Genomic DNA, 25,125 nt, shown 5'->3' with positions numbered 1-25,125 from the left:
TTTGCTGCGCTATAGTGGAGAAACTTCCGCTGCGGGTGCTGTGGCCTGCGGCAAACTCGTAAGCAAGGAGGTTTACGTATGGGCGCACTGACGCGATTTTTTGAGCTGCGCACCGGAACTACCCAGCTAACTTTGGAACAGCAAAAGAAAGCTTGGCTAGGGGAATTTTTAAAGACTTACGCCGTGCTCATTGTGGTTTACGGTGGTTTCTACCTGCTGCGCACTAACTTCAAGGCCGCCCAGCCGCTGCTGAAAGAACAAGCCGGGCTGAGCACCGCCGAGCTGGGCACGATCGGTTTCGCATTCTCGCTCACCTACGGCTTTGGCGGACTGATCCTGGGCTTCCTGTGCGATGGGCGAAACACTAAACGCATCCTGGGCTTCCTGCTGGTCAGTGCCGGCGTGGTGAGCGTGCTGGTAGGTGGGGTACTGCTGAGCGTGAACCACCCGATGGGCATCATGGTGCTGCTGTGGAGCCTAAACGGTTTAGCGCAGGCACCAGGTGGTCCCTGCTGTAACTCCACCATGAACCGGTGGACTCCGCGTAAATATCGTGGGCGCTTTATCGGCTGGTGGAACGCCTCGCACAACATTGGTGCCATGATCGCCGGTGCGCTGGCCCTGTGGGGTGCAAATACCTTCTTTGGTGGCGGCGTGGCCGGCATGTTTATTGTGCCCGCACTGATCTGTATCCCCATTGGTTTGTGGGGTATGTGGTTTGGTAAAGATGAGCCCGGCGAGTTGGGTTGGGACAAGCCTGAAGCTATTTTCGGTGAGCCCGAATCCAAGGTAGACACTGTCACCACCTCCATGTCTAAGGGTGCGATCGTGTGGAACTACGTGGTTAAAAACCCGGCGATTTGGTTCCTATGCATTGCGAACGTGGCGGCCTACGCGGTGCGTATCGGTATTGATAACTGGAACGTGCTTTACACCTCTGAGGCGCTGCACTTTAGCAAGCAGTGGGCGGTTAACTCCACGGTTGGCCTGGAGCTGGGCGGTTTGGCTGGCTCGCTATTGTGGGGTTACTTCTCTGACCGTTTGGGTGGTAGGCGCGCGCTTACGGCGGCAATTGGTTTGGGCCTGGTGATTATCCCAATTTTCACCTACTCCCAGGCCACTACGCCGACGGCGGTCTACGTGTCTTTGTTCTTTATCGGTTTCTTGATCTTTGGGCCGGTAACTCTGATTGGTATTTGCGTGATTGGCTTTGCACCTAAGACTGCCACGGTGGTGGTTAACGCGGTGCCGCGCGCTTTTGGTTACATCTTTGGTGACTCCATGGCCAAGGTGATGTTGGGCTATATCGCTGACCCTGAGGAGGATGGGCTTAACATTTTGGGCTACAACCTGCACGGTTGGGGTTCTACATTTATGGTGCTGATTGCCTCGGCGGTGGTTGGTTTGGCCTGCTTGCTGCTGGTGGCGCTGTTTGAGGAGCGCATGATCCGCGCCGACCGGGATTTTGCTGGCACTGACGGCAAAGACGGTAAAGACACCCAAGGCGAAAAGGAAGGTTAAAAATGGCGGCTGATAAAGCGAGTGAAGCTAAGGATCTGGATTTAGAGGATTTGCTGGAGATAGTCTGTGACTTGCTAGCGGGGGTACGCCAGACTGTCCTAGATCCCGGTTTTGAGCTGGATGTTGAAACCAAATCCAACCGCAATGACCTGGTTACGGCGGTGGATAAGCAGATTGAGGCCTACATCAGTGAGATGCTGATGGCGGCCACGGGCTACCCGCTGCTGGGGGAGGAAGGCCACTCTGTCAGCTCATTTGCGGGGCGGGTGTGGGTACTTGACCCCATTGATGGCACCATGAACTATGTAACCACTCACCGCGACTACGCCATTTCTTTGGCCCTGTGTGAGGATGGGCGCCCGGTGCTGGGGGTAGTGGTCGACGTCCTCGCTGGGCTCACCTATACGGCTATCGCTGGGCAGGGGGCTTACTGTGATTGGCAGCCATTGGCGCGGGTCAATGAGACGCGTGGGCGGCGTGAGGTTGTGATCATCACCGACATCAAGGAAATCGTGGCTTTGCCGCGATTGACGCGCTGTCTGCTGGAATCACGCGGACACCGCCGCTACGGCTCGGCGGCGCTTGAGTGTGTGGAGGTGGCCGCCGGCAGGGCTGGCGCCTTTGTGCACATGTGGGTATCTCCCTGGGACATCGCGGCGGCGTACCTGATCTGTGTAGAAAGCGGCGTGAAATTTACTCGCCTGGACGGCACGCCTTTGGATGTGCGCTACCCCGGTAGCGTGCTGGTGGGCTGGCCACAGGCGCACACTGAGCTACTCTCGGCGCTAATGCGCCAGGTGGAATGAGCTTTGCGCGATAGACTGGCCGCCAGGGCCCCCAAAGCAGGGTGCCCTGGCGGCAGTTGCAATCAAACGTAATCAAATCACTTGCGAGTGCCTTGAGCGGATGGAGTGGTAGCTGATGGAACAGGAAATACCTGAGAAGCAGCCTGGGGAGGCCTTAAAGGAAATGCTGGCTAGGTCGCAGCGGATAAGCGGGCAAGTGCCTCCAGTTATGCAGCAACCAATGCCCTTTGTGCCGCCGCCGAAAAAGGTGCTTTCTGCTAAGGGTAAGCGTAAGCGGCAGATCCTGCGTATAGTTGCGACACATAGCGCACTGGTTGGATTTGTTTTAATAATGAGTCCATTTGTTGCTAGCGGTCTTGCTGCTGTTCCAGGGGCTCATGTCGATGATGTTGACAGCTTTAGCTGGTTTTGTATCGCCCTCTTATTTTTTTACGTCCCTATAGGGCTTATTTTTGTGCTCTTAGCCGGGGGTTTATTAGTAACTAGATCGTCGTTGCGTTAGCTGTATCAGCTCACAGTATGTGCTGTTATGTGCCGATGTAATACTAACGGTGTACCAAAGGAGGAGCAGCAAATGACCGATAAGAAACATAACAGTTTAGTTTTTTGGATAAAATGTGTTGACGCTCTTGGGATTCTAATATTAGCTAGTCCCTGGGTGGCTATGGTGTATATAACCTCGTTTTTTGGAATTTATGGGGATAGTGGAGCTTCTGTAGATCCTACGAGATATATGGGTGCATTGATTAATTTTCCGCTACTAGGCTTTATTGTTACACAGATAGTGGTAGTTATTATGAAAGTGTTTGCTACCTATAAAGAGTAAGTACCACAAAACAGCAGGTAGCCTTAGTGGCTGCTAGATTTGCGTCGTCGCAACATGCTGATTTTGGTAGCAACATTTGTTCGAACCGAATGCAACCTTGAGCTAGGCTTAGCTTGCCCCTCTTTGAAGTGGCCAACACTACCAGCTCACCTCTTTTAACGGTTTATGCTGGTAAGTGATTGTGGTTAGAAGGGAAATGGACTTAGCTAGTAGGATGAAATTGCTTGCAAATGAAAGTGATTGAATATGATTTATAGGTATCTTGCTGTTGCGGGGGTATCGTTAATGCTTAGTCCATTGGGAATTTTAACTTTCATGTTTGCAATGGCTATTCGAAACAGTATGTGTCTGCGTTAGGTGCTTGTTATGAATACGTGTCCTTGTGGTGAGTATGGTTGGTGGTAACTTTGGTGAATGAGGTTGTGACTGCTTTGAGCGGACGGAGTGGTAGCTGATGGAACAGGAAATACCTGAGAAGCAGCCCGGGGAGGCTTTAAAGGAAATGCTGGCTAGGTCGCAGCGGATAAGTGGGCAAGTGCCGCAGGTTTCGTTGCAGCCAATGCCTTTTGTGCCGCAGCCAAAAAAGGTACTTTCTGCTAAGGGTAAGCGTAAGCGGCTGATTTTCTATATGTTTGCGCTTTGTTTTGGTATTCCGGCAGTGTCTCTGATCTTCAGTCCATTTATTTTGGGTTACATTATTGCGGGTGTGCCGGGAGATCATGGTATTAATGGTGATGGCTGGGATGCGAGGGCTTTTTTCTCGATCGTATATATTACTCCGATAGGGGCTGTTATATCTGCTATTCCGGTAGCTATGATGTATCTGGCTGCCAGGGTTAAAGAGTGATCTGGTTTCGAGAATGTAGTGGCATTAAAGAGGTCTAATAAATGTGTGAGAGTCAGTCAGAAAAGGCATTTAATGAAAAGCTGGCTAGGTCGCAGCAGATAAGCGGGCAAGTGCCGAAGGTTTTGCTGCAACCAATGCCTTTTGTGCCGCAGCCAAAAAAGGTGCTTTCTGCTAAGGGTAAGCGTAAGCGGCTGATTTTATTTATGCTGGCGCTTTGTTTTGCTATTCCGGCAGTATCTCTGATCTTAAGTCCATTTATTTTGGGCTACATTATTGCGGGTGTGCCGGGAGATCATGGTATTAATGGTGATGGCTGGGATTTGAGGGCTTTCGGGGCGTTCATAACTATTACGCCGATAGGGGTTGTTGTATCTTATATTTCGGTAGCTATGATGGGTCTGGGTGCCATGGTCAAAGAGTAATTTAGTTTCGAGTATGCACTGGTATTAAAGAGGTCTAATAAATGTGTGAGAGTCGGTCAGAAAAGGCGTTTAATGAAAAGCTGGCTAGGTCGCAGTGGATAAGTAAACAAGCTTCTCCGGTTAAGCTACGACCAGCGCCTCCAGTTGTATTATCGCAGGAAATGGGACTTCCCTCCGAAGGGGAGCGTGAACGGAAGAATTACTTTACGGCAGCACTCTGCCTGGGTATTCCGGGAGTGATCATGCTCTTGATCCCATTTATTTATATTATTGCTCTTCTTCCAGGGGATCATGGTGATAGTGGAGATGACTTAGCTTGGGAGATTTTTTTTATGTTTATGACTTTTTTTCCAATAGGGCTTGTGTTATCTGTTGTTGCACTAATTATGTTTGATTTTGGCGAGAATCTGTGTAAGTAGATTTGGTTCGGTATTAGTGTTGGCGAGGATTTTATTCGTGTATGGGTCGTATCTGCAATAGGCGATAGTTCATCTTGTTTACAGGAAAGCTGGTTAGAAAATGAATAATGATCAAGCTGATGCTGAATTCGGTACGCTGTCTCTGATTGATGATGCATCAAGTCCTGATGGCCAGTCGGAAAAAGCGTTTAATGAAAAACTGGCTAGGTCCGAAAAGGTTGCCCGGATAGGTAGGAGTTCGCGGGAATTAGGTCGTCAGAAATGCGAAATCTTAACAGCGTTTTCAACTGTATTTGTCAGGATTGGTCTGTTTCTGATAGTTAGTCCATTTGTAATGTTCATTGTTACTCTCCTTGTTTCTGAAGGAGGTAGCGGTGGTGTAGGTTGGGCACTCTTGGTGTTTTTAATGTCTTTTTTTATATTGGTACCTTTTGGGTTTTTATTTCTTATAGTTGCTGATTTGGTAGCTCTTCGCGTTCGAGGGTGTGGGGGTGGTGTGCAGGGGTCGGCGCATCGTGGCTAGGTAAGGACTGAGGTCTTTCGATGATGAGGATTCATATATCGTTCACCTGAAAGATCTCGATACATTTAGTACTATATTTGAACGCCCTGACCTAAGCATTCCTCGAAACCGATAGATCAAAGCTCCAATTATGAAGAGACACTTTGTCTAAAGTAATAAAAGCTGTGCCGAAATATCGGTATGCGCAGGAGGCTTAATGTTGTAGTAACTATAAAAGATAAGAATTTCGAAAGTGGTTGATCGGAAATCAGATGGTAGCTAACTTTGATAAAAACTTTGTTATACCTAAGCAGTCAGCTACCCAGCTTCCTGTGAGTAAACACGAACGAAAGCGACAGGTCCTGCGTATAGTTGCGGCACGTAGCGCACTGGTTGGATTTGTTTTAATAATTAGAGCATTGTTGCGTTAGATGTGTCGGCTAGTAACATTTGCTGTATGCGCTGATGTGACGCTAGTGGTATAGCTAAGGGGGTAAATGGCTAAGAAGAAGTGGAACAGTTTAGCTTTTTGGATAAAATGTGTTGATGCCCTTGGGGTTCTAATATTAATTAGTCCCTGGCTGGTTTCGGTGTATGTTGCCTCATTTTCTGGAATTTATGAGAATGGTGAGGGGTTGGCAAGTCCCTCGGAGTATATTAAGTCATTGATTTTTTGGCCATTGGCGAGCTTTGTTGCTACACAGATAGTGGTAGTTATTATGAAAGTGTCTGCTACCTATAAAGAGTAAGTACCACCAAACAGCGGGTAGCCCTAGCGGCTGCTAGATTTGCGTCGTCGCAACATGCTGATTTTGGTCGCAACATTTGTTCGAACCGCAGGCAACCTTGAGCTAGGCTTAGCTTGCCCCTCTTTGAAGCGGCCAACACTACCAGCTCACCTCTTTTAGCGGCTTATGGCTGGCAAGTGATTGGGGTTAGAAGGGAGGTGGGCTTATGTCCGGCAAGTCCAGGACTAGTCAAGGTAAGCAAAAGGCCCGGAAGGAGAACATTGACACCGCGAATGTCACTGCTCTCATCCAGGCCCTAGCGGCTTTGATTGGAGCCCTCGCGTCACTGCTCATCGCTCTTAAGTAGCAGTGGCTGAGGCAGTCAGTCCTCTTTAAATAGGGGATTGGCTGCCTCTATTATGCCTCACGCTTATTTACTGCCTCCAGCCTTTTTTCTGGGCTGTGAGCTTAAAGCGCTGCTCTAATTTTGAACCACCACTTGCCAAGGGCTTGCTAGGCTTATTTTGCCCTCTTTTAAGCGGCCAACGTTCCCGGTACATCTTCTAGTGGCTTATGGCTGGGAAGCGATTGGGGGTTTGAGAGGAGGTGGGCTCATTGTCTGGCAAGTCCAAGACTGGTCAAGGCAAGCGAAAGGCCCGGAGGAAGAGCGTTGACATCGCGAGTGTCGCTGCTCTCATCCAGGCCCTAGCGGCTTTGATCGTAGCCCTCGCGTCACTGCTCAAGAACTAAAGTACAGTGACTGGAGGCAGTCAGTCCCCTCGCGGGAACTGGCTGCCTCTATTATGCCTCATGAGCCTCTAAAATCTCTAGCCTTTCATAGGCTGCTAGCGAATAGTGGCCAGTTAGCTAGTTACCAGCTAGCGACTATGTGGTGGTTGCCTTTCGCAAGCAACACCGTCGTTATCGTGATCTAGTTTGCTTCGGTAACCAGGCTCACCACGGTAAATAGGGGCAGCTCCAGCATTCCAAGCTTCAGTGCAGTTGCTGTAGTAAACAGAACTGGAGTCGTCGGCGGGCGCTTCAGCTGCCTCGCCATTTTCTTCCGACTGAGATTCAGATTCTGGTGCCGGTGCGGGAGCGGGCGCAGCTTCAGATTCGGGAGTGGGAGTTGGGGTAGGTGTTGGAGTTATTGTGCATGCGCCTACTGTCAGCAAGAAAAAGCAATGACGCCTATGACCAGCCTTCTGAACTTCATTTCATAATTGCTGAGTTTGTGGAAATAACGATAAGCAAAACCCCTACCAAATCTTGGTGAGGGCACACTGTACTGAAAAGTACCCCCTGAGGGACTCGAACCCTCGACCTGCGGATTAAAAGTCCGTAGCTCTAACCAACTGAGCTAAGGGGGCAGGCCTGCTCACTGCTGCGCGGCTGGCATCTTGCGGATGCGAGCAACGCCTAACGGACTTTTGGAACGGCCCGCAGCGAACTGACAGCCCCCATCATAGCGGACTTGTTAGCCTACGTCTAAAGGAGGCATGTATGACCCGCCAATTCCACCGCCCCGTCCTCATGGAACCCGCCGAAGCTGAGCGTTACACCGGCGCTGAAGACACCGCCGCCACCTCCGTTCTGGCTCACCAAAGCGCCCAGCTGCTCATTTGTGGCTACCTTGGTGCGGACACTGACACCACGCTAACCGCCGCTGGGCTGCGCAAAGTTGTGGCCTCCCATGGCGTAGATGTGATTGGCGAGCTGTGGGCCACCAGCCCTGCGGGCACCTTACCTGGCGCGCTTTGGCGCCTACTACTGCTACGCGAATGGATTGAGCGCGACCCGGCCCTGGTAGAGTCGCGTTACGCCACAGCAGTAACTATTAATGACGACGACGCTGCTGCTCAGGCCCGCTTTGAGGCCGCCTTATCTCAGGGGCAGCGGGTAGACAGTGTGGCCCAGGTGCAAGCCCAACTAAACGAGCTACTGCTGGGCGACGCATCCGCTGGTAGCCAACGGACGCCGTCGCGCCGATCCCAGCTTTACCCCACGCTACTAGCCAGCGCCGCCCTGCTAGAACGCCTCAGCCGCGCTAGTGAGCAAGATAGCTGGATTACTGACGAAAATGACCCGCTTTACGACGTGGTCACCTCCCGTGCTCGCGCCCTGGCCACAACCGCCGCCGAGCTACGTGAAGCAGCTGCTAAGGCCGCCGTCGGGAAATTGGATTAATCCCCAGGGACATTAGCGCCCAAATATCAGTACAATAATGCTGGAAAAATTAACCTCTATCACTGACAGAATACGAGTATGCAAGATCACGCTGCACAGGATGTCGACGTCGAAGAAGCCAAGCGCACCGACGCAGCCATAGCCGCCGTTATTGAAACCGCAGACCCCCGAGATTTCGAGGATGACGCTGGCCCCGCTTATGCGGACGAGGACTTTGAGGAGGAGGCAAGCTCCGACGCTGACGCTAGCGGCGTTGAGGCTGCTATCGAAGTGCTTGAAGCCGGCGAGACTGGTGATGAAAAAGCTGGCGAGACTGGCACCTTAAGCGCTGCGCCCGCTAAAAATGCTGCCTCTAAGGGCTCCAAGCGCGCCAAAGCAGGCAAGGCTTCTAGCGGTGCAAAGACTGCTGATGGGCCTGGTTCTGCTAAAGCTGGTAGCGCTGGAGTTAAAGCTGGTAGCGCTGGGGCTGGGACTAAGGCCGACGGCGCCGCTAGCGTGGGAGCTAAGGCTGACGGTGCCGCTGGGGCCAAGGGTGCTGCTGGCATCAAGGGTGTTACTGATGCCAAGGGCGCTACCGGCACTAAAGGCGCCAAGGTAGACAGTGTAAAGGCGAGCGGTAAAACCGCCGCCAATGACGCTAAAGCTGACGCAGCCAAGCGTGCCGGTGAGACAAAAGATGCCAAGCCGGGCTCCGTCGTCGGCATCGCAAAAACCGCAGGCAGCACGCAACTAGACGGCGTCAAGCCAGTAGAAGCTACAGAGGTTGTAGACCCCTCAAGTAAGAAGTACTGGGCGGATATCGACCGCCTGCAGGAAAAACTGCCCGCGCTAGACGAATTCCCTGAGCGCTTCGTGGACCGGGAACTGACCTGGATAGACTTCAACAAGCGCGTGCTGGAACAGGCCCAAGACCGCAGCCTGCCAGTACTTACTCGCGCCTGGTTCCTATCCATCTTCTCCTCCAACCTGGACGAGTTCTACATGGTGCGCGTGGCCGGGCTAAAGCGACGCATCGCCGCCGGAATCACCCCCGTGCGTGCCTCAGGGTTGGATGCCAAGCAGGTGCTAGAGCTAATCACCTCGCGCGCCAAGAAACTCACCGCCGCCCAAGCCGAGCTATTCCAAAACGACGTACGCCCGGCCATGGCCCAGGCAGGCATCGAAATTACCGACTGGAAATCGCTGAGCCAGGAAGAACGCGACAAGCTCACCCGCTACTTCCGCTACCGGGTCTATCCGGTGCTGACCCCGCTAGCGGTGGACCCCTCGCACCCCTTCCCCTACATTTCCGGCCTATCGCTGAACCTGGCGGTTATGCTGCGCAACCCACGCAGCGGCAAAAACCACTTCGCCCGCATCAAACTGCCCGACTCTCTGCCGCGATTCGTGCAGGTGCCCGGGCGCGAGCTAACCAACACCAAACCGCGCAACCTGGCGCTAATCCCACTTGAGGAAGTCGTGGCCTACCACCTGGACCACCTCTTCCCGGGCATGGAAATCGTGGAGCACCACGTCTTCCGCGTCACCCGCAACGAAAACCTTGAAGTTGAAGAGGACGACGCCGAAAACCTGCTCGCCGCCATGGAAAAAGAGCTGGGACGCCGTCGTTTTGGGCGGGTAGTGCGCCTGGAGGTAGAAGACTCCATCAGCGATTTTGTGCGCACCTACCTGGTACGCAAGCTAAACATCTCGCAAGAAGACGTGTTTGTCTCGCCCGCGCCACTGAACTTGTCTGACCTGTCCGAAATTCACGACCTGGACATCCCCGAGTTCAAATACAAGCGCTACGTGCCGGTCACCCCGGCCGGGATCAACCCGCGCGAATCGGCGCGGCCCCGCAGCATTTTCGCGGCCATCCGTGAGCACAACATTTTGCTGCACCACCCCTACGACGCCTTCTCAACCAGCGTCCAGGAGTTCATCTCCCAGGCCGCCCACGACCCCAAGGTGCTGGCCATCAAGCAGACCCTGTACCGCACCAGTGGTGACTCACCCATTGTTGACGCCCTGATTGAGGCTGCTGAACTGGGCAAACAGGTTGTGGCTATTGTGGAAATCAAGGCCCGTTTTGATGAAGAAGCCAATATCGTGTGGGCACGCAAGCTTGAGCGGGCCGGTGTACACGTGGTTTACGGCATGATCGGGCTTAAAACCCACTGCAAGCTGTCACTAGTGGTGCGCCAGGAAACTGACGGCCTGCGCCGCTACTGCCACGTGGGCACGGGCAACTACCACCCCAAGACCGCCCGTGGCTATGAGGACCTGGGCCTGCTGACCTGCGACCGCGACGTCGCCCAAGACCTGACCACGCTGTTCAACCAGCTTTCAGGTTATGCCCCGCGCGCCCGCTTCCGTCGCCTGCTGGTAGCCCCGCGCGGCCTGCGTAACGGGCTGCTGGAACGTATCAAGCGCGAAATTGACAACCACTTGGCTGGGCGTGAAGCCTGGATCAAGATCAAGGTTAACTCCATTGTTGATGAGCGCATTATTGACGCCCTCTACCGGGCCTCGCGTGCGGGTGTACGCGTTGACCTGGTGGTTCGCGGTATTTGCGGGATCCGCTGCGGAGTTGAGGGCTTAAGCGAAAACATTCACGTCACCTCAATCCTGGGCCGCTACCTGGAGCACTCGCGCATCTACGCCTTTGCTAACGACGGCAACCCCGAGATTTTCATTGGTAGCGCTGACCTGATGCACCGTAACCTGGACCGCCGCGTGGAGGCCCTGGTTAAGATCACCCAGCCGGATCTGGTGGAGCGCCTGCATTGGCTGATTGACCTGGAAACCTCCGGCCGCATCAGCGCCTGGCACCTACTTCCTGACGGCACCTGGCAGCGGCGTACTCATGACGACGACGGACAGGAGCTTGAGGACGTGCAAAATGTGCTTATGTCCCAGGCCCGGGCCCGGGTTAAATGAGTTTTGCAGCTAAGGCTGGTGCGCGCAGCAAGCAGCAGGCCGGGCGGCAAGCTAAGAAACAAACCAAGCAGCAAGCCAAGAAACAGGCCGGGCGCCGCAAGGAACGGGGCAAGCGCCCCAAGAAAAGCTTGCGGATCAAGGCCTCACGCCGCCCGCCGGTGCTAGCCGCCGGCGCGCTGGTGTGGCGCCTTAAAAACGATAAGCTGCAAGTGCTGGTAGTGCACCGCCCACGCTATGACGACTGGTCTTTCCCCAAAGGCAAAGCCGAACCCGGCGAATCCATGGTGCTCACCGCTATCCGGGAAGTAGCCGAAGAAACCGGCCGCCAGATTGTGCTGGGGCGCTACCTGGGCAAGGCTCGCCGTCGTCTAGTAAGCGGCCGCAAAAAACGCACCCTGTACTGGGCGGCCCAGGTATTGCCTGAGCACGGCCCGGGGGAGGGGCTGCGAGCTGCGGTAAAGCCCGCATCCAAGCGCGAAATTGACAAGGTGCGCTGGTGGAAGGTGGAAAAGGCCGCCCGCAAGCTCACCCACGCTGACGACAAGCGCCTGCTGGCGCGCCTGGTGGACTGGTATGAAAGCGGGCAGCTGCAGGTGCGTAGCTTGGTGCTGGTGCGCCACGCCAAGGCGGTTAGCCGCGCCACCTGGGGCTATGGGATTAATAGCGAGCTTACCCGGCCTTTGGTGATGGGTCGGGGGCAAGCCCAGGCCCGGGACGTGGCGGCTCTGCTTAGCGCCTATGGGGTGGGGGAGCTGGTTTCTTCGCCCTGGAAACGCTGCGTTGACACTCTGGCGCCCTATGCGCATGGCTGTGGCCTGGATTTGCGCAGTGATGAGGCGTTCACCGAGGTCAGCGCGTTGACGTCGCCTGAGGTAATGCAGGCTAGTTTCCGGGATTTGCTGGAGCGCGGGTCTGTGCTTGAGGGCCAGTCGGAGGCTGGGCCTGCTGGTCCGCAGGGGCGCGAGCCTGCGGGGCTACCCGGGCGCGGGCCTGCTGGTCCGCAGAGGCGCGAGCCTGCGGGGCTACCCGGGCGCGGGCCTGCTGGTCCGCAGAGGCGCGAGCCTGCACCTGAGGGCCAGCTGGAACCTATCTATCCGCTGGCGCTGTGTGTGCATCGACCCTGTTTGCCGCTGCTTTTTGAGACTCTACGTGAATATATGGGTCCTGAATTGGCCACCAAACTCCCTGACAGTGATCCCTGGTTGCGTCCAGGGCAGGCGGTAGTGGTGCATTTGCGTCGCCGGCCTGCTTCGGTGCAGTTAGGGACGACGCCGGAAGGTGACGTTGAAGCTGGGGGCGGCGGCGACGTCGTCGTTAAGAGCTCCCAGATAGTGGCGCTGGAACTGCACTAAGAACTGCACTAAGGTACGGGGCTGCACTGATATCCGCGCGGCCACTAGGCCACAGCTGGCAAGACTAACGTGCTAGGGATGATGGTCTGCGTGGCTGCCAAGCAGAGGTGGCAAGACTAGCGGTGCTAGGTGCGGTTACTTATAAAACCGTCCGTTACTGAAATATCGTCCGTTCCCTATAAAACCCCATGGAAAAATTATAGGGAAGGGATGATTTTGCCTGTATTTGCCTGTATTTGTCTGATTTTGCCTGTGTCTGCAGACAACAAGAAGGGGCGTACCAGTTAAAACTGATACGCCCCTTAAGTTTGCCTGCCTCAGCAGGTCTAGGCATTAAATGTGGTCGTTGGCACGGGCGCTAACCGGGCAGCGCTTGCCGTCCTCGGCCGGCAGGCTGTCGTCCAGACCGGGGTTACCGGTCACGGTCAGCTGCCAGTACATGTTACGTACGCTGGAACGGTGCAAGTAAACCAGCTTGCCGTTAGGCATACGGTAGGTGATCACGAAGACCGGCATGAAGATCAGACGGGTCAGGGTCTGAGACAGACCAGTCTGGTTCAGGGTCAGGGCCATGGCGAAGGGGCTGTCAGCGGTCAGCTTCCGGCCGTCAGCGGACTTGGTCCAGGTACCGTGGTACTCACCAACCCAAGCGTTCCACTTGGTGTTTAGGGTGTTCTCAACGGTGCCGTTCAGGGTGGTCAGGTCAGTGAAGTCACCAGCGTCAACCTTCTTCAGCACCGAAGCGGTGTCAGGGCTGTTACGCAGAGCGGTCATGGCCTTCTGAGTCAGCGGAGTCCAGGAACCGTTGGTGGCCCAAGAGTCCCAGGCGTGGCCACCTTCGTTGCTGGAGGCAATGTTGGTGAAGGTCGGGGTGTCACCGTAAGCAGCCTTCGGCATCAGGAACATAACCTTGGTGCTAACGATGCGGGAGGGGTCCAGCTCAGCACCACCGGGGGCAACGGTGATGTCCAGGCCGTTCTCACCAGCGTCAGACTTGGCGCCGAAGTAGAACTTCACGCCCTGACGCTTCAGGTAAGCGGTACCAACACGGGAAATGCTGGGGTTGTTAGTGGCCCGGCCGCCACCCAGGGTGTCGTTCCAGTTGATGTGGCCGTTGACGGAGTAGGGCCAACCACCGATTTCCGTGCAGGTAAGGCCCTTACGACCGGCAGCAACACCTGCAGCGTTGATGTTTTCGGGGGTGCCGCGCATCTTCATGTACATCTGGGCCACGGGGATGATGTCATTGGGGGAGGTAGCGGCCTGAGCGGCAGCCTCGGCGACTAGAACAGCCGGAGCGGCCCAGGCGGAGCCCTTAACAAGGGTACGACGCTTGATTTCAGTCATTATCAGAGAAATCCTTTAATGGGTAGGGGAGGATATGTACAGATTACATCCAAGGGACTGGGATGAAACTCTACATGGTTAACTACTTGAAGGCTATGTGATCTAAGTCTTTTGAGATTGTTGCCCCGTCAAATCACCCCCTCGTAAAGCCCCAGAGTTACAGCAAAATGCACTAAGCGCCCTTATAGGACCTACCTGTTGACGTGCTGGTCACAGCCTTAAGTAAGCCAGGACTAATTGCCCAGCCCCTAGTTTTGGGATAAATTCCCGTAGCAATGGTGCTCACCTGCTTAGACTCCGGTTTAAACTAGTGGTACCCCTCCCAACCGTCCCACGGAAGTCATATCTCCCCCACCCCCAAAACCGGTGTGACGCCGTCGTCGGTCTCCCTTAAGCAGAACTATATCTATGTCAAAAATAGGAGACAGACATGCCTAGCGGTGTAGAACGTCGGCAGGTGCTGCGTGGAGCAGTATGGGCTGCCCCAGCAATTGCGGTGTGCGCTAGCGCCGCAGCCGTCAATACTTCTCAGCTAAACCCGGTCTATTCCGGCTATAGCTGGAACCAGGGAGCCCCGGCCAACATCCCTAATGGCTACGACTCCCGTCAGGAACGTGACGCGCGCATCAATGCTGATCAGGCCTATTACTTCGGGTTCTATAACAACGGCTCCGACGGTAATGAAGAATTCGCTCCGGTTGGTTGGCCTAACGTTGACGGCTCCACTTATCCCACTAAGGACACTGGTTTGGCTAGCCCCAATGCTGGTACGCCGGCCAACCTAACTGGTCTGTACTAGGTGTTCTGGATTAACACTGCGGAGTACTCCAACATCGACTGGCAGCCGGTCACCGGCAACACCGATGGCATCAACTGGCCCACCACCTCGCTGAACTTCGCTTCCTGGTCTAAGCCGCAGGCTAATACCCTGGCTGGGTTGCTGGCTGACTCGCGCTTTAGCGAACACGCCAAGGCGGTTCAGGCCAAGCTGGGTGCGGATATTGGCAACTGGACGCCTTATGTATCCACGTTCTCTGGCACCTGGCGCTATGAGAAGAATGACCTGCGCGCCAAGACCAACGCCCACTTTGGTGCAGTGCTGCACGTACACTCCAACAACACTCCGCTAACCTCCTTCCCGATCGTTATGGGTGCGGTGGTTACCATGAGCGAAACCGGTAGCCAGAACGCTATTACTAACGCCAACAACTCTCCTGTCCTCAACCACATCCCGCTCTCTGGCGTAGTTAGGGCCGGCGGCCACTAAGGTTTGCTCCTAGCTGCGTCGGTTACACGACGGTTCCCAAAGGGTCGCGCTCGCTGAGTGCGGCCCTTGGTGTTTTTGCGTGGCCTGAGTAGGGAAGTTTGCCGCGCCAGGGCAAGCTTCGCTCATGGGAGAGACGCGCAAATGCTTTGGGTAGTTTGGCGCAAAGTGCAACAATTGAACTATGAGTGGATTTGAGGTGCCTGACTATACGCAGGCAATCAGTCAGTTTGTTGTTGATTCTCCCACCAGCTACCACGCCGCTCAGGCTGTGGCCGCCCGCCTAGAAAAGCGTGGTTTTAAGGCCGTAGATGAGACTGTGGCTTGGGATAGTTCCATTCCTGCACGCGGATATGTGATTCGCGACGGCGCCATTGCGGCCTGGTGCCTGCCTAGCGCCCCTAGCGAGCGCACTGGCTTCAGGATTGTGGGTGCCCACACTGACTCTCCGGCGCTTAAGCTCAAGCCCCAGGGCGCGATTGTGCGCGAGGGCTGGGAAATGATTAACGCCGAAATTTATGGTGGTGCCCTAGAAAACTCCTGGCTGGACCGCGAAGTTGGTTTGGCGGGACGTCTGACCACCTACGACGGCGCCGTCCACCTGGTGCGTACTGGCCCCATTGCCCGCACCGCGCAGGTGGCTCCCCACCTGGACCGTAGCGCGCATGAAAACCTGCACCTAGACCGTCAGGCCCACATGCTGCCGCTAACCGCTCTGGCTGGCGAGGCGGTAAGCTGCCACGACATTGAAAACTACCTGTGTGAGCAGGCTGGTATCAGCCCTGATCAGCTAGCCTTCCACGATGTGTTCACCTACTTGGTGCAGCCCCCCAGTGTCTTTGGTTTGCACCAGGAGTTCCTGGCCAGCTCGCGCCTAGACAACCTCTCTAGCGTTCACGCCGGCCTGGTTGCCCTGGAAAACCTGGCTGGTACAGAAACTGACGCTGCGGTGTTTGTGGCCTTTGACCATGAAGAGGTTGGTAGCGGCACCCGCTCAGGTGCGGGCGGCCCCTTCCTGCAGGATGTTTTGCATGGCCTGGCTGCGGTTATGGGCTTCGTGGGCGACGGCGAGCGGGCTCTGCTGGCTCGCTCTAGCTGCATTAGCGCCGACGCCGGACATAGTGTTCACCCCAACTATGGCCAGCTGCATGACCCGCAGGTGCGTCCGCTTATTAACCACGGTCCGCTGCTGAAGATTAACGCCCGTCAGCGCTACGCCACTGACGCGGTAGGCGGGGCTATCTGGAAGCGTGCTTGCAAGGCGGCGGGTGTACCCACGCAGGATTTCGTTTCCAACAACTCCGTGCCTTGCGGCACCACCATTGGTCCGATCACTGCCTCACGTCTTGGTATCACCACTGTTGACGTAGGTATTGCGCTGCTGTCCATGCACTCTGCCCGCGAGATGTGCGGTGTTGAGGACGGCCCCTACCTGGCTCGTGCTCTACACGCCTACTGGGCCGAGAACTAAGTCACGCAACCAAAGCAGCGCGCTAAACTGTGCCAGCCAAAACTGGCAGAGCAGCGCAGTAAGCTACGCCAAGTTTGCTGAGGCTACGCCAGCCAAAACTGGTTAGCCAAAACTGCACAATAAACGGTGACAAATAAAACGTGGGGCCGCGTATACCACTTCGGTATACGCGGCCCCAACGCTAGTCATGTTCACTAGTCAGACTAACTAGTCGTGTTCGTTGGTCATATGAACTAGGTGGACTCACTAGTCACACTATCTAGGTATAGTCACTAGTCATAGTTTTGACTATATGACTGTATTAATGCTGTCCGTAGACATTCTGGTAGCGATCATTAAGCCGCTTGATCATGTCATCAGGTATCCGCTTAACTTCACCTAGCGTACGTGCTAGATAAGCGGTGCGGGCTACCTCTTCGCACATTACCGCAGCTTTTACGGCGCTACGTCCATCCTTACCTACGGTGAAGGGGCCATGGTTGGCCATCAACACCGCCGGTGAATGGCAGTTGCGTAAGGTTTCAACAATTCCGCGCCCAATCGAATCGTCGCCGATAATCGCTAGCGGGCCCAGTGGAATGTCACCACCAAACTCATCAGCCATCATGGTCAGGCAACAGGGGATAGGCTCCCCAATTGCCGCCCAAGCCGTGGCGTAGGAGGAGTGGGTGTGCACCACCCCGCCAACTTCAGGCATGTGCCGGTAGACATAGGCATGAGCTGCCGTATCCGAGGAGGGAGCAAGCCCACTAGCGTCGTCGTCAAGCAGCTGACCTTGCAGGTCACACACCACCATGTGGGCAGACTCCATACCCTCATAGGGCACACCGGAAGCCTTAATCACAAACAGGTCTGTGCCCGGCACACGTTCAGATACGTTACCGGCAGTCCAAACCACCAGCTCCCAGGCAGGTAGTAGCGCGTGTAGCTCGGCTACTACCTGCTTGGTGCGCTCTACTTGAGCGCGCTGGGACTGGCTTAGCTCGGCGAGTTTCACTCCTGCGGCTTCTTGGCAGCAGCGCGCTTGCGTTCAACCGCGCGGCGACGGATGTCCTTAAGGCGGTGCATAACCTCGTTCTCGCCACGACCGAAGTAGTCGTGCAGCTGACGGTACTCGTTGAAAAGCTCGTCATAGCGGGCAGTGCGGTCATAGTTGGGCACGTAGGCGGCCGTAATCTTGCCACCCATGGCCAGCGAAGCCTCCTTAATGCTGGGGTAGAAGCCGGCAGCTACCGCCCCGTGAGCAGCAGCGCCTAGCGCTCCACCCTGCTTGGTGGTGGCCACGCTCAGCGGCACACAGGTGATATCCGCCAAGGTCTGCATAAAGAACGGGTCCTTGATCAGGCCACCACTAGCCACAATCTCATCAATCTTGACGCCGGCGTTGGTGAAGGACTCGATAATGGTGCGGGCCCCGAAGCAGGTGGCCTCCACCAGGGCCCGGTAAATATCCTCAGGCTTGGTGGTCATGGTGATACCCAAAATGGCTCCAGAAAGCTCAGAGTCAACCAGGATCGAGCGGTTACCGCTGAACCAGTCCAGAGCCACCAGGCCGTGTTCACCAATCTCCTGGGCGCGGGCCTTTTCAGCCAGCAACTCAAAGATGCTGATGCCGGCCTTTTCAGCGGCAACCACATAGGAGTGGGGCAGAGCGTTGTCCAGGTACCAGGCAAACACGTCACCCATACTGGACTGACCAGCCTCAAAGCCCCACAGCCCATCCACCACGCCGCCGTCGACGCACCCAAACATGCCCGGAACCTCACGGAACTGCGGCCCAGAGACAATGTAGCAAGCAGAAGTACCCAAAATAGCGGTTAGCTGCCCCGGCTCCACAGCCTGCACAGCCGCAGCGGTTACGTGGGCGTCAATGTTACCGGTAGCCACGCTAATACCAGGCTCCAAGCCCATCCAGGCGGCGGCGTGGGCGGTAAGCTTACCGGCCTCAGCACCTAGCGCCAACACCTGCCCGGGCATCTTTTCGCTAAATACCTTGCCAAAACCAGGCGAGAGCAGCTCCAAGAACTCCTCGCAGGGGTAGGCGCCGTCCTGGAAGTTACGCTTGTAACCAGAGTCACCAGCGGAGTAAACCAGGTTGCCGGTCATACGCCACACGATCCAGTCCAAAGCGTCCACAAACACGTCAGTATCTGCGTAAACCTCGGGGGCCTTCTCGTAGGTTTCCAGCACCTTGGGCAGCAGCATCTCTGCAGACAAGATGCCACCATAGCGGGCCAGCCAAGACTCGCCGCGCTCCTTAGCCAGGGACACAATGCGGTCAGCCTGCTCCTGGGCGCCGTGGTGCTTCCACAGCTTGACGTAGGCATGCGGGTTGTTGGTGAACTTAGCCAGGTCACACAGCGGGGTGCCGTCCTCCTTAGCGGCAATTACCGTGGCGGAGGTGAAGTCAATACCAATACCCTTGATCTGGGCCGGGTCCACCATGGACTTAGCGATGGCCTCAGGTACGGCGTGCTTTAACACCTCAATGTAGTCGCGCGGGTTTTGCAGGGCAAAGTCAGCCGGCAACTTCTGGCCGTCAGCCACGCTGAGCACGTCATCCATGACGGCGTTGGGGTACTCGTAGACAGCAGCGGCCTTTTCTAAACCGTCAGCCACGCGCACAATCGCTGCACGCCCAGATAGCGTGCCAAAGTCAATACCTAGAACGTAAGTCTCTTCCATATTACTTCCTTGTACTAGGGGCTTGCGCTTTCAGTCTTCAGCACCGCTGACGCGGTCGGTGGGCACGGGCGCGCTAGCCCAGTAGCCACCAGGAGCAAAGAGTTCGTCTACGCACTCATCCAAAATGCCCAGCTCCCACAGCACATCCAAAATGGTGTAGCGGGTGCGGATCATCTGGGCGCGGGTGTAGGTCTCACGCATCTTTTCCAGGCTGATACCAATCTGGGCCGGGTGGTAGATGCCGCCTACAGTCTTAAGCACGTCGGCGATTTCCTCAGCGCTAAGCAGCTGCTTGGCGGAGGTTTCCTTGATTTGCGGCCATAGCTTTTGCAGGGTGTGGATGCGCTCGCGGAGCTGCTCGGGGGTCAGGTACTTGGCATCGGTCTGCACCACGGCGGCCTCAAGCAGGCCGCTGGGAGCGCTTTGGTTCCACTGACGCACGTGGGCTTCCATACCTTCACGGGTGGGCCAGGCGGCAATGCGGGCTTCGACGTCGAGGTCGCTGATGTCTTTACGCAGGGCGACGTCGTACAAGGCGCAGATAGCTACCGTGCCCAGGCCCACCTTGAAACCGTGAGTCAGCGGCGGCTCCCAGTCCAGGCCGTGACCTTCCATTTCCCACAGGTGAGAGAACTGGTGTCCGGCACCCGAGGCGGGGCGGGAGGACTGGGCGGCCTGCATGGCTAGGCCACTCATTAGCAGCCCGGCAGCCAGGCCGGCGGTGGCGTCGGCGTCGCCGGCACGCAGCTGGGCAGGCTGGCTGATAGCTTCACGCAGCGGCCCCTGCACTAGCGGCCACACCTGGTGGTTGATGGCTTCTACACCGAGCATGTCGGCAATGATCCAGTCCTCACCGGCGGGGATCTTCTCGATCAGGTCGCCCACGCCGGTGGCCACTAGGCGCTTGGGGGCGGCGGCCATAACGTCCAGGTCAGCTACGACGGCGGCGGGTGCGGGGCAGTTGCGGGTGATCTTGAAGCCGTCCTTAGAGATGGAGGCGCCAAAGGAGGCGTAGCCGTCCATAGAGGCGGCGGTGCATACCACCATGTAGGGTCGCCCCAGCTCGCCACTGGCTAGCTTGGTTAGGTCGTTGAGCACGCCCGAGCCCACTACAACGGCAATAGCGTCTAGGCCGCGTAGCTTTTCGCGGATAATTTCCACATTGTCGTAGCCGCCGTAGAGGGTGGGGGTGCCGGGGAAAATAATGTTTTCTTCCAGCTCCACGCCCGCTTGCTTTAGGGAGGCGACGACGGCGGGGCCAGCTGCTACCGGCTCACCGGCGGCGGTGGTGGCACCTACTGCGTTAAAGGTGTTGTCATCGCCCACCACCACGGCGCGTTTGCCGGGGAAAGTGGAGGCGAATACTTCACCGGTGCGGTGCACGGCGCCGCGCCCGAAAGCCACGGCCTTGGTGTCGGTGGCGTCTTTGAGTGCCTCATCCAAGAGGGCCGCTAAATCAGTCATTGACTTTTCTCCTTCGAAAGTTAACTAGTTAAATGCGGTAAGTGTGCAGATTGTGGCGGTGGCCGCCAACTTTCTAAGTGGCGGCCACCAAAATTTTTTGGTTAGACCCCCGCGTGCCTTAGCGGCGACCACCAAAGAACTTGTCCCAGGGGATCTCCAGCGGGGCGTCGTCGACAATGATGGCGTGTAGCGCACGCAGCAGCGGGAAGTCATCTTCACTGATAACCCCACGTTCAGTCAGCGGTGCCAGGGCCCCACCAATCACGCGAATAGCGGCCACACCCTCCATGGTTACCCCCTTCATGTGGGTGTCGCGCACCTCAGAGAAGGGGATGCCTTGGCCCACGAACTTGCCGGCGCGTACATTACGCCCACCCATAGAGGTGACGAACATGTCGCCGACGCCGCCTAGGCCCTTAGCGGTGGCTACATCGCCGCCCAGCAACTCAATGAACTGGGTGAGCTCAGTTTGCCCCTGGGCGAAGATGGCCGCCCCATAGTTGTACATGCGGTAACGGTCGTTTTCCTTGCCGGCCTTGGCTAGCAGACCGTCAGCAAAACCAGCGGCAAAAGCGTAAATGTTCTTGGTGGCAGCGCCTACCTCATGACCAATGAAGTCCGTGGAAGTCCAGATGTGGTAGTAGTCGGTGGTCCACATTTGCTGCAGTTCATCCAGGCTGGCCTGGTCCTCACCACAGAACACCACGCAGGTGTCGTGGCCTACCGCCAGCTCACCGGCGATCGAGGGGCCCACAATTGCTGACCAGGTCACCTGGCTGGCTAGGGGCTCACCAACGGCTGCGCGCAGCACGTCAGGGAACATGGTCAGCTTGCCGTTCTCATCAGCCTGCATACCCTTGGTGATGGATAGGACTTTCATACCCGGCTTTAGTAGCGTGGCTAGGTGCGCCCCGGCCCAGTCAACCCCGAAAGAGTTAACGCCGCTCATGGCCACATCTGCGTCAGCAAAAGCGGCCTCAGCCTCTTCTAGCTGGAAAGCGGTTACATTCTCAGGCATTTTCAGGCCCAGCTCCGGGTGGATGCCGGTGCGCTGAATAGAGTCAATAATGTCTCGGTCTAGGTGGGTGCCTACCAGATTCACCTGGTGTCCATTGTCAGTCACCGGGAAAGTCAGTGCCGAGGCCATAATTCCTGCCCCGAGAATTGCAACCGTGCTCATGCAAACTCCAAACCCCATTGTGTAGCTAGTGATCTATGGATCACAGTTCAGAATTTTGCTCGCTGGGCTGCAAAGACGGGGAAAAGACGGCAATGTGGGCAGTTTGTGAATACGTTTGCGCACGCCCGTGCAGGTGGCTGCGCGGGCGCAGGCAATGCGTTTGCGCTTGCTAGCGCTCAGAAAATCCCTGCTCAGGGACGGTTAGCGAAGTGCTCTAGTAGGTTAGCGTCGCCACCTACCACCAAAATATCCTCAGCGCCCACCATGGTTTGCGGGGTAGCGTATTCAAAATGCTCACCGGGGCTCATCAAACCAATGATGTTTACCCCGTAGCGTGAGCGCACCTTGGACTGGCCGATAGTGAAGCCGTGCAGCTCGTGCGGCGGACGCATCTTGATGATGGAAAAGCCGTTCTTTTCCATTTCGATGTAGTCCAGCATGCGCCCAGACACTAGGTGGGCGGCGCGCTGGCCGGCGTCGTATTCGGGGTAGACCACGTGGTTGGCGCCGATGCGGTGCAAAATACGCCCGTGCGTGGCGCTGATGGCTTTGGCCCAAATCTGGCCGATGCCTAGCTCTACCAGGTTGGAGGTGATTAGCACGGAGGCTTCCAGGGAGGAGGCCACCCCCACTACGGCGGTGCCAAATTCGGTGGCGCCTAACTGTTCTAGGGCTTCCATGTCGGTGGCGTCGGCTTCGATTAGGGGGATGCGCCCGGACCATTGACGCACGGTGTTGGGGTTGTGCTCAACTGCCAGCACTTCGCGTCCTAGACGGTCGAGGGTGGCGGCGACGGCGGTGCCGAAGCGGCCAAGGCCGATTACGAGTGTGGAGTCTTGATGGTTCACCTGGGGCATGGTTCTAGTTTAAGTCTCGCTGTGGTTTTGTCTTGTTTGGTCTGGTCGGCGCTGGGATGACAGCGCGGGTGGGTGGCGGCGACGGCGCGGGGTGGCTGGGCGCTGCAGGGGGAGCGGCGTCGTCGTTTTGGGCCGCTAACCGATCATGGGGCGCTCTTCGGGGAAGCGGATGACGCGACGTCGATCGCGCATGGCCAGGGCGCTGGCGGCGGTCATAGTGCCGGTACGACCCACAAACATAAGCACCACAATGACGTATTTGGCTTCAAGGGGCAGTAGTGGCGTGATGCCGGTAGATAGACCCACGGTAGCGAAGGCGCTGATCACCTCAAAGAGGATAGTGTCCAAAGAGAGGTTGGTCAGCCACAACAGCATCAGGGTAGCTACCACCACAATGGAGGCGCCCACGAAGGCCACGGCCACTGAGACGCGCACAGTGGAGGTAGGTAGACGCCGTCCAAATACTTCAATGTCGCTGTCGCCGCGCGCTTCGGCCACAATCGCCAGCACCAGTACAGCCAAAGTGGTGACTTTAATGCCGCCAGCAGTGGAGGCTGAGCCGCCACCAATAAACATCAGGACGTCTTGCAGTAGCCAGGTGGTTTCGCGCATTAGCGAGGTGGGGATGGTGGCTAGACCGCTAGAGCGGGCGTTTACGGAGTTGACGAGGGCGGAAAGAACCTTGCCGCTGGTATCTAACTGGCCGTAGGTAAAGGGGTTAGTCCACTCAAAAGCGGTGATAGAGATGGCGCTAATTACCGAAATGATTACATAGGTAGAGATGGTTATTTTGGAGTGTAATGACAGCTTGCGCGGCATGCGCCAGTTACGATGCACATCCAAAATCACCGGGAAACCAATAGCTCCCACGAAAGTACCTACCGCGATAGGTAAACACATCCACCAGTCGCTAGCGTGAGGAGCTAGGCCATCGGGCATAATCACAAAGCCCGCATTATTGAAGATGGATAAGCCCATAAAGAAGGCATACCAAGCGCTTTTAAGTGGCGGATAGCCTAGCGTTAAAAAGCGCGGGAACAGCACTAGAGCCAAGGTAGCCTCAACCGCCAGGGACGCGATGATTACCGCGCGCAGCAGTGAGCCGACGTCGCCCAAACGAGACTGGTGCTCATCGGCGGTGAGCATACGCTGGAACAGGCCCACGTGGCGCGAAACTGCCAAGGACAGCAGCGAGGCAATGGTCATAACCCCCAGCCCGCCCACGGCGGTGGCCAAAATAATGCAGGCCTGGCCGAAGGTAGACCAGTAGGTGGCGGTGTCCACAGTGGTAAGCCCGGTTACACAAACTGCGCTGGTGGCGGTGAACAGAGCATCCACGAAGGGAGCGCGCTCGCCGCTGGCGGTGGCAATAGGCAGCTCAAGTAGGGCTGTGATAATGACGATAATTACAGCAAATAGGCAGGTGGCTAGGCGGGCGCTGGAGTGGCGTCCAACCCGCTCCAGCCAGGTGCGTATATCGGTAAACGCCCGCACAGCACGCGAAAACAACAGGTCACCTTACGTTTTGCAGGAAGCATGGGGCTTGTGACAGGGCGCTAAATAGGTTGCGACGCCTGCCGGTAGGTACCCACACGTATCTTTCTCTACTTACCTTAACCCAGTTAGTGTCTAGGTAGTTGGCCCTAATTTATATGGCGGTTTCCAATTTGGCTGATAGGCGCCATTACTGTAGTTAAAACGAAACTTAAAACGGCTGTATTTGCCAGCCTAAACCGGTATAGTTACATCGATCCCGCCAATGCGGGCCCAACCCAAGGACAGGAATCAGCGCGATGGCACAGCCTCAGACTCCCGCCTTCATGACCGTGGCGGAAGTAGCCTCCATGATGCGGGTGTCCAAGATGACCGTGTATCGCCTGGTGCACTCGGGTGAGCTCCCCGCAATGCGTGTGGGACGTTCTTACCGGGTGCCCGTGGCGGCTGTCCAGGAGTTCATGGCCAGTGGCTTAGGTGATTGGAGCCACGGCGACGCGGCTGCATTTGGCTCCTGAGACGCGTTAAACTCATTTGGTCACGTATGTGGCCGGTGTGCCCGGCCGCAACCGATCATGGTGCCGTTGGGCACGCTTAGCAAGACTGTGAGGTTCTCATATGGGATCTGTTATTAAGAAGCGCCGTAAGCGCATGTCCAAGAAGAAGCACCGCAAGCTGCTTCGTAAGACTCGCCACCAGCGTCGTAACAAGAAGTGACGCCTGGCGCGTGAGCGCTTGGATGGCTGCTATCCCTAGGGTGGCAGCCATTTCGTTTATCTAAGCGTGATAACTACCTTCACGCTAAGATTTACTTTATTATTGAACTACTTTAGT

The 25,125-nt window shown here is 56.3% G+C and carries 25 protein-coding genes and 1 tRNA gene; 17 read left to right on the top strand and 9 right to left on the bottom strand.

From position 1 onward, the window contains the following. The first annotated feature begins 78 nt into the window (after window positions 1–78). From uhpT to HMPREF0045_RS05375, 9 genes are all read left to right on the top strand, one after another. Window positions 79–1,521, top strand: coding sequence for a hexose-6-phosphate:phosphate antiporter (gene uhpT, locus HMPREF0045_RS05410; protein WP_005986273.1), 1,443 nt, complete (start codon window positions 79–81; stop codon window positions 1,519–1,521). 2 nt (window positions 1,522–1,523) lie between these two features. Then, complete coding sequence (locus HMPREF0045_RS05405) at window positions 1,524–2,327, top strand: inositol monophosphatase family protein (RefSeq protein ID WP_005986271.1); 804 nt, start codon at window positions 1,524–1,526, stop codon at window positions 2,325–2,327. A gap of 115 nt (window positions 2,328–2,442) precedes the next feature. Further along, window positions 2,443–2,829: a hypothetical protein gene (locus tag HMPREF0045_RS05400; RefSeq protein ID WP_040315728.1), complete on the top strand. Its 387-nt coding sequence runs from the start codon at window positions 2,443–2,445 to the stop codon at window positions 2,827–2,829. Between the two features lie 72 nt (window positions 2,830–2,901). Then, entirely contained in the window at window positions 2,902–3,153 is a 252-nt protein-coding gene (locus tag HMPREF0045_RS05395; RefSeq protein ID WP_005986270.1) for a hypothetical protein, read from the top strand. 454 nt (window positions 3,154–3,607) lie between these two features. Continuing rightward, on the top strand, window positions 3,608–4,000 hold the full coding sequence (locus HMPREF0045_RS05390) for a hypothetical protein (RefSeq protein ID WP_005986268.1): 393 nt from the start codon (window positions 3,608–3,610) through the stop codon (window positions 3,998–4,000). A gap of 41 nt (window positions 4,001–4,041) precedes the next feature. Further along, entirely contained in the window at window positions 4,042–4,422 is a 381-nt protein-coding gene (locus HMPREF0045_RS05385; RefSeq protein ID WP_005986266.1) for a hypothetical protein, read from the top strand. 41 nt (window positions 4,423–4,463) lie between these two features. Further along, on the top strand, window positions 4,464–4,841 hold the full coding sequence (locus tag HMPREF0045_RS09640) for a hypothetical protein (protein ID WP_005986264.1): 378 nt from the start codon (window positions 4,464–4,466) through the stop codon (window positions 4,839–4,841). A 100-nt stretch (window positions 4,842–4,941) separates the two neighbouring features. Beyond that, a complete protein-coding gene (locus HMPREF0045_RS10475) occupies window positions 4,942–5,364 on the top strand; it encodes a hypothetical protein (RefSeq protein WP_155813102.1) in 423 nt (140 codons plus the stop codon). A 476-nt stretch (window positions 5,365–5,840) separates the two neighbouring features. Continuing rightward, window positions 5,841–6,092 (top strand): hypothetical protein, encoded by a 252-nt coding sequence (locus HMPREF0045_RS05375; RefSeq protein WP_005986262.1) that lies wholly within the window; start codon window positions 5,841–5,843, stop codon window positions 6,090–6,092. A gap of 857 nt (window positions 6,093–6,949) precedes the next feature. Here HMPREF0045_RS05375 and HMPREF0045_RS11335 read toward each other — a convergent pair. Continuing rightward, entirely contained in the window at window positions 6,950–7,246 is a 297-nt protein-coding gene (locus HMPREF0045_RS11335; protein ID WP_081466794.1) for an excalibur calcium-binding domain-containing protein, read from the bottom strand. A 121-nt stretch (window positions 7,247–7,367) separates the two neighbouring features. Beyond that, a tRNA-Lys gene (locus tag HMPREF0045_RS05370) sits at window positions 7,368–7,441 on the bottom strand. A 133-nt stretch (window positions 7,442–7,574) separates the two neighbouring features. Between HMPREF0045_RS05370 and HMPREF0045_RS05365 the strand changes: the two genes are divergently transcribed. The 3 genes from HMPREF0045_RS05365 to HMPREF0045_RS09635 all read left to right on the top strand — a co-directional run bounded on the left by HMPREF0045_RS05365 (window position 7,575) and on the right by HMPREF0045_RS09635 (window position 12,529). Further along, window positions 7,575–8,258: a hypothetical protein gene (locus tag HMPREF0045_RS05365; protein ID WP_005986257.1), complete on the top strand. Its 684-nt coding sequence runs from the start codon at window positions 7,575–7,577 to the stop codon at window positions 8,256–8,258. A 78-nt stretch (window positions 8,259–8,336) separates the two neighbouring features. After that, entirely contained in the window at window positions 8,337–11,177 is a 2,841-nt protein-coding gene (locus tag HMPREF0045_RS05360; RefSeq protein ID WP_005986255.1) for an RNA degradosome polyphosphate kinase, read from the top strand. Then, entirely contained in the window at window positions 11,174–12,529 is a 1,356-nt protein-coding gene (locus tag HMPREF0045_RS09635; protein ID WP_005986253.1) for an NUDIX hydrolase, read from the top strand. The genes HMPREF0045_RS05360 and HMPREF0045_RS09635 overlap by 4 nt, the downstream gene beginning before the upstream one ends. 333 nt (window positions 12,530–12,862) lie before the next feature. Here HMPREF0045_RS09635 and HMPREF0045_RS05350 read toward each other — a convergent pair whose 3' ends face one another. After that, entirely contained in the window at window positions 12,863–13,876 is a 1,014-nt protein-coding gene (locus HMPREF0045_RS05350) for a hypothetical protein (RefSeq protein WP_005986251.1), read from the bottom strand. Window positions 13,877–14,306: 430 nt separating this feature from the next. Between HMPREF0045_RS05350 and HMPREF0045_RS05345 the strand changes: the two genes are divergently transcribed. The 3 genes from HMPREF0045_RS05345 (at window position 14,307) to HMPREF0045_RS05335 (ending at window position 16,611) form a co-directional block, all read left to right on the top strand. Beyond that, window positions 14,307–14,675: a hypothetical protein gene (locus tag HMPREF0045_RS05345; RefSeq protein WP_005986250.1), complete on the top strand. Its 369-nt coding sequence runs from the start codon at window positions 14,307–14,309 to the stop codon at window positions 14,673–14,675. Beyond that, window positions 14,676–15,143 (top strand): hypothetical protein, encoded by a 468-nt coding sequence (locus tag HMPREF0045_RS05340; RefSeq protein ID WP_005986248.1) that lies wholly within the window; start codon window positions 14,676–14,678, stop codon window positions 15,141–15,143. A gap of 181 nt (window positions 15,144–15,324) precedes the next feature. Then, on the top strand, window positions 15,325–16,611 hold the full coding sequence (locus tag HMPREF0045_RS05335; RefSeq protein WP_005986246.1) for a M18 family aminopeptidase: 1,287 nt from the start codon (window positions 15,325–15,327) through the stop codon (window positions 16,609–16,611). 301 nt (window positions 16,612–16,912) lie between these two features. Here the strand turns inward: HMPREF0045_RS05335 and HMPREF0045_RS05330 are convergent, their stop codons facing one another. From HMPREF0045_RS05330 to HMPREF0045_RS05305, 6 genes are all read right to left on the bottom strand, one after another. After that, on the bottom strand, window positions 16,913–17,608 hold the full coding sequence (locus HMPREF0045_RS05330) for an L-ribulose-5-phosphate 4-epimerase (RefSeq protein WP_005986244.1): 696 nt from the start codon (window positions 17,606–17,608) through the stop codon (window positions 16,913–16,915). Then, the gene (locus HMPREF0045_RS05325; RefSeq protein ID WP_005986242.1) at window positions 17,605–19,296 is read right to left on the bottom strand and encodes a ribulokinase; all 1,692 of its coding nucleotides are present in this window, start codon (window positions 19,294–19,296) and stop codon (window positions 17,605–17,607) included. Before HMPREF0045_RS05325 ends, HMPREF0045_RS05330 begins: the two co-directional genes overlap by 4 nt. A 30-nt stretch (window positions 19,297–19,326) precedes the next feature. Continuing rightward, a complete protein-coding gene (locus HMPREF0045_RS05320; RefSeq protein ID WP_005986239.1) occupies window positions 19,327–20,760 on the bottom strand; it encodes a sn-glycerol-1-phosphate dehydrogenase in 1,434 nt (477 codons plus the stop codon). A gap of 118 nt (window positions 20,761–20,878) precedes the next feature. Then, window positions 20,879–21,940, bottom strand: coding sequence for an NAD(P)H-dependent glycerol-3-phosphate dehydrogenase (locus HMPREF0045_RS05315; RefSeq protein ID WP_005986237.1), 1,062 nt, complete (start codon window positions 21,938–21,940; stop codon window positions 20,879–20,881). Between the two features lie 191 nt (window positions 21,941–22,131). Next, window positions 22,132–22,797 (bottom strand): potassium channel family protein, encoded by a 666-nt coding sequence (locus HMPREF0045_RS05310; protein ID WP_005986235.1) that lies wholly within the window; start codon window positions 22,795–22,797, stop codon window positions 22,132–22,134. A 135-nt stretch (window positions 22,798–22,932) separates the two neighbouring features. Continuing rightward, window positions 22,933–24,306, bottom strand: a complete 1,374-nt coding sequence (locus HMPREF0045_RS05305) for a TrkH family potassium uptake protein (RefSeq protein WP_005986233.1) — start codon at window positions 24,304–24,306, stop codon at window positions 22,933–22,935. Between the two features lie 284 nt (window positions 24,307–24,590). Between HMPREF0045_RS05305 and HMPREF0045_RS05300 the strand changes: the two genes are divergently transcribed. Then, entirely contained in the window at window positions 24,591–24,809 is a 219-nt protein-coding gene (locus HMPREF0045_RS05300) for a helix-turn-helix domain-containing protein (RefSeq protein WP_005986232.1), read from the top strand. A gap of 100 nt (window positions 24,810–24,909) precedes the next feature. Beyond that, window positions 24,910–25,008, top strand: coding sequence for a 30S ribosomal protein bS22 (locus tag HMPREF0045_RS10105; RefSeq protein WP_005504750.1), 99 nt, complete (start codon window positions 24,910–24,912; stop codon window positions 25,006–25,008). The last annotated feature ends 117 nt before the right edge of the window (window positions 25,009–25,125 follow it).

This window comes from Actinomyces graevenitzii C83 (assembly GCF_000239695.1).
Lineage (GTDB): Bacteria > Actinomycetota > Actinomycetes > Actinomycetales > Actinomycetaceae > Actinomyces > Actinomyces graevenitzii.
Note: the sequence above shows the minus strand (reverse complement) of the source record. Positions and strands in the feature narration are given on the sequence as shown.

Coding starts and splice junctions, on each gene's coding strand:
- uhpT (WP_005986273.1), top strand. CDS start 79: ATGGGCGCACTGACGCGATTTTTTGAGCTGCGCACCGGAACTACCCAG.
- HMPREF0045_RS05405 (WP_005986271.1), top strand. CDS start 1,524: ATGGCGGCTGATAAAGCGAGTGAAGCTAAGGATCTGGATTTAGAGGAT.
- HMPREF0045_RS05400 (WP_040315728.1), top strand. CDS start 2,443: ATGGAACAGGAAATACCTGAGAAGCAGCCTGGGGAGGCCTTAAAGGAA.
- HMPREF0045_RS05395 (WP_005986270.1), top strand. CDS start 2,902: ATGACCGATAAGAAACATAACAGTTTAGTTTTTTGGATAAAATGTGTT.
- HMPREF0045_RS05390 (WP_005986268.1), top strand. CDS start 3,608: ATGGAACAGGAAATACCTGAGAAGCAGCCCGGGGAGGCTTTAAAGGAA.
- HMPREF0045_RS05385 (WP_005986266.1), top strand. CDS start 4,042: ATGTGTGAGAGTCAGTCAGAAAAGGCATTTAATGAAAAGCTGGCTAGG.
- HMPREF0045_RS09640 (WP_005986264.1), top strand. CDS start 4,464: ATGTGTGAGAGTCGGTCAGAAAAGGCGTTTAATGAAAAGCTGGCTAGG.
- HMPREF0045_RS10475 (WP_155813102.1), top strand. CDS start 4,942: ATGAATAATGATCAAGCTGATGCTGAATTCGGTACGCTGTCTCTGATT.
- HMPREF0045_RS05375 (WP_005986262.1), top strand. CDS start 5,841: ATGGCTAAGAAGAAGTGGAACAGTTTAGCTTTTTGGATAAAATGTGTT.
- HMPREF0045_RS05365 (WP_005986257.1), top strand. CDS start 7,575: ATGACCCGCCAATTCCACCGCCCCGTCCTCATGGAACCCGCCGAAGCT.
- HMPREF0045_RS05360 (WP_005986255.1), top strand. CDS start 8,337: ATGCAAGATCACGCTGCACAGGATGTCGACGTCGAAGAAGCCAAGCGC.
- HMPREF0045_RS09635 (WP_005986253.1), top strand. CDS start 11,174: ATGAGTTTTGCAGCTAAGGCTGGTGCGCGCAGCAAGCAGCAGGCCGGG.
- HMPREF0045_RS05350 (WP_005986251.1), bottom strand. CDS start 13,876: ATGACTGAAATCAAGCGTCGTACCCTTGTTAAGGGCTCCGCCTGGGCC.
- HMPREF0045_RS05345 (WP_005986250.1), top strand. CDS start 14,307: ATGCCTAGCGGTGTAGAACGTCGGCAGGTGCTGCGTGGAGCAGTATGG.
- HMPREF0045_RS05335 (WP_005986246.1), top strand. CDS start 15,325: ATGAGTGGATTTGAGGTGCCTGACTATACGCAGGCAATCAGTCAGTTT.
- HMPREF0045_RS05325 (WP_005986242.1), bottom strand. CDS start 19,296: ATGGAAGAGACTTACGTTCTAGGTATTGACTTTGGCACGCTATCTGGG.
- HMPREF0045_RS05320 (WP_005986239.1), bottom strand. CDS start 20,760: ATGACTGATTTAGCGGCCCTCTTGGATGAGGCACTCAAAGACGCCACC.
- HMPREF0045_RS05315 (WP_005986237.1), bottom strand. CDS start 21,940: ATGAGCACGGTTGCAATTCTCGGGGCAGGAATTATGGCCTCGGCACTG.
- HMPREF0045_RS05310 (WP_005986235.1), bottom strand. CDS start 22,797: ATGCCCCAGGTGAACCATCAAGACTCCACACTCGTAATCGGCCTTGGC.
- HMPREF0045_RS05300 (WP_005986232.1), top strand. CDS start 24,591: ATGGCACAGCCTCAGACTCCCGCCTTCATGACCGTGGCGGAAGTAGCC.
- HMPREF0045_RS10105 (WP_005504750.1), top strand. CDS start 24,910: ATGGGATCTGTTATTAAGAAGCGCCGTAAGCGCATGTCCAAGAAGAAG.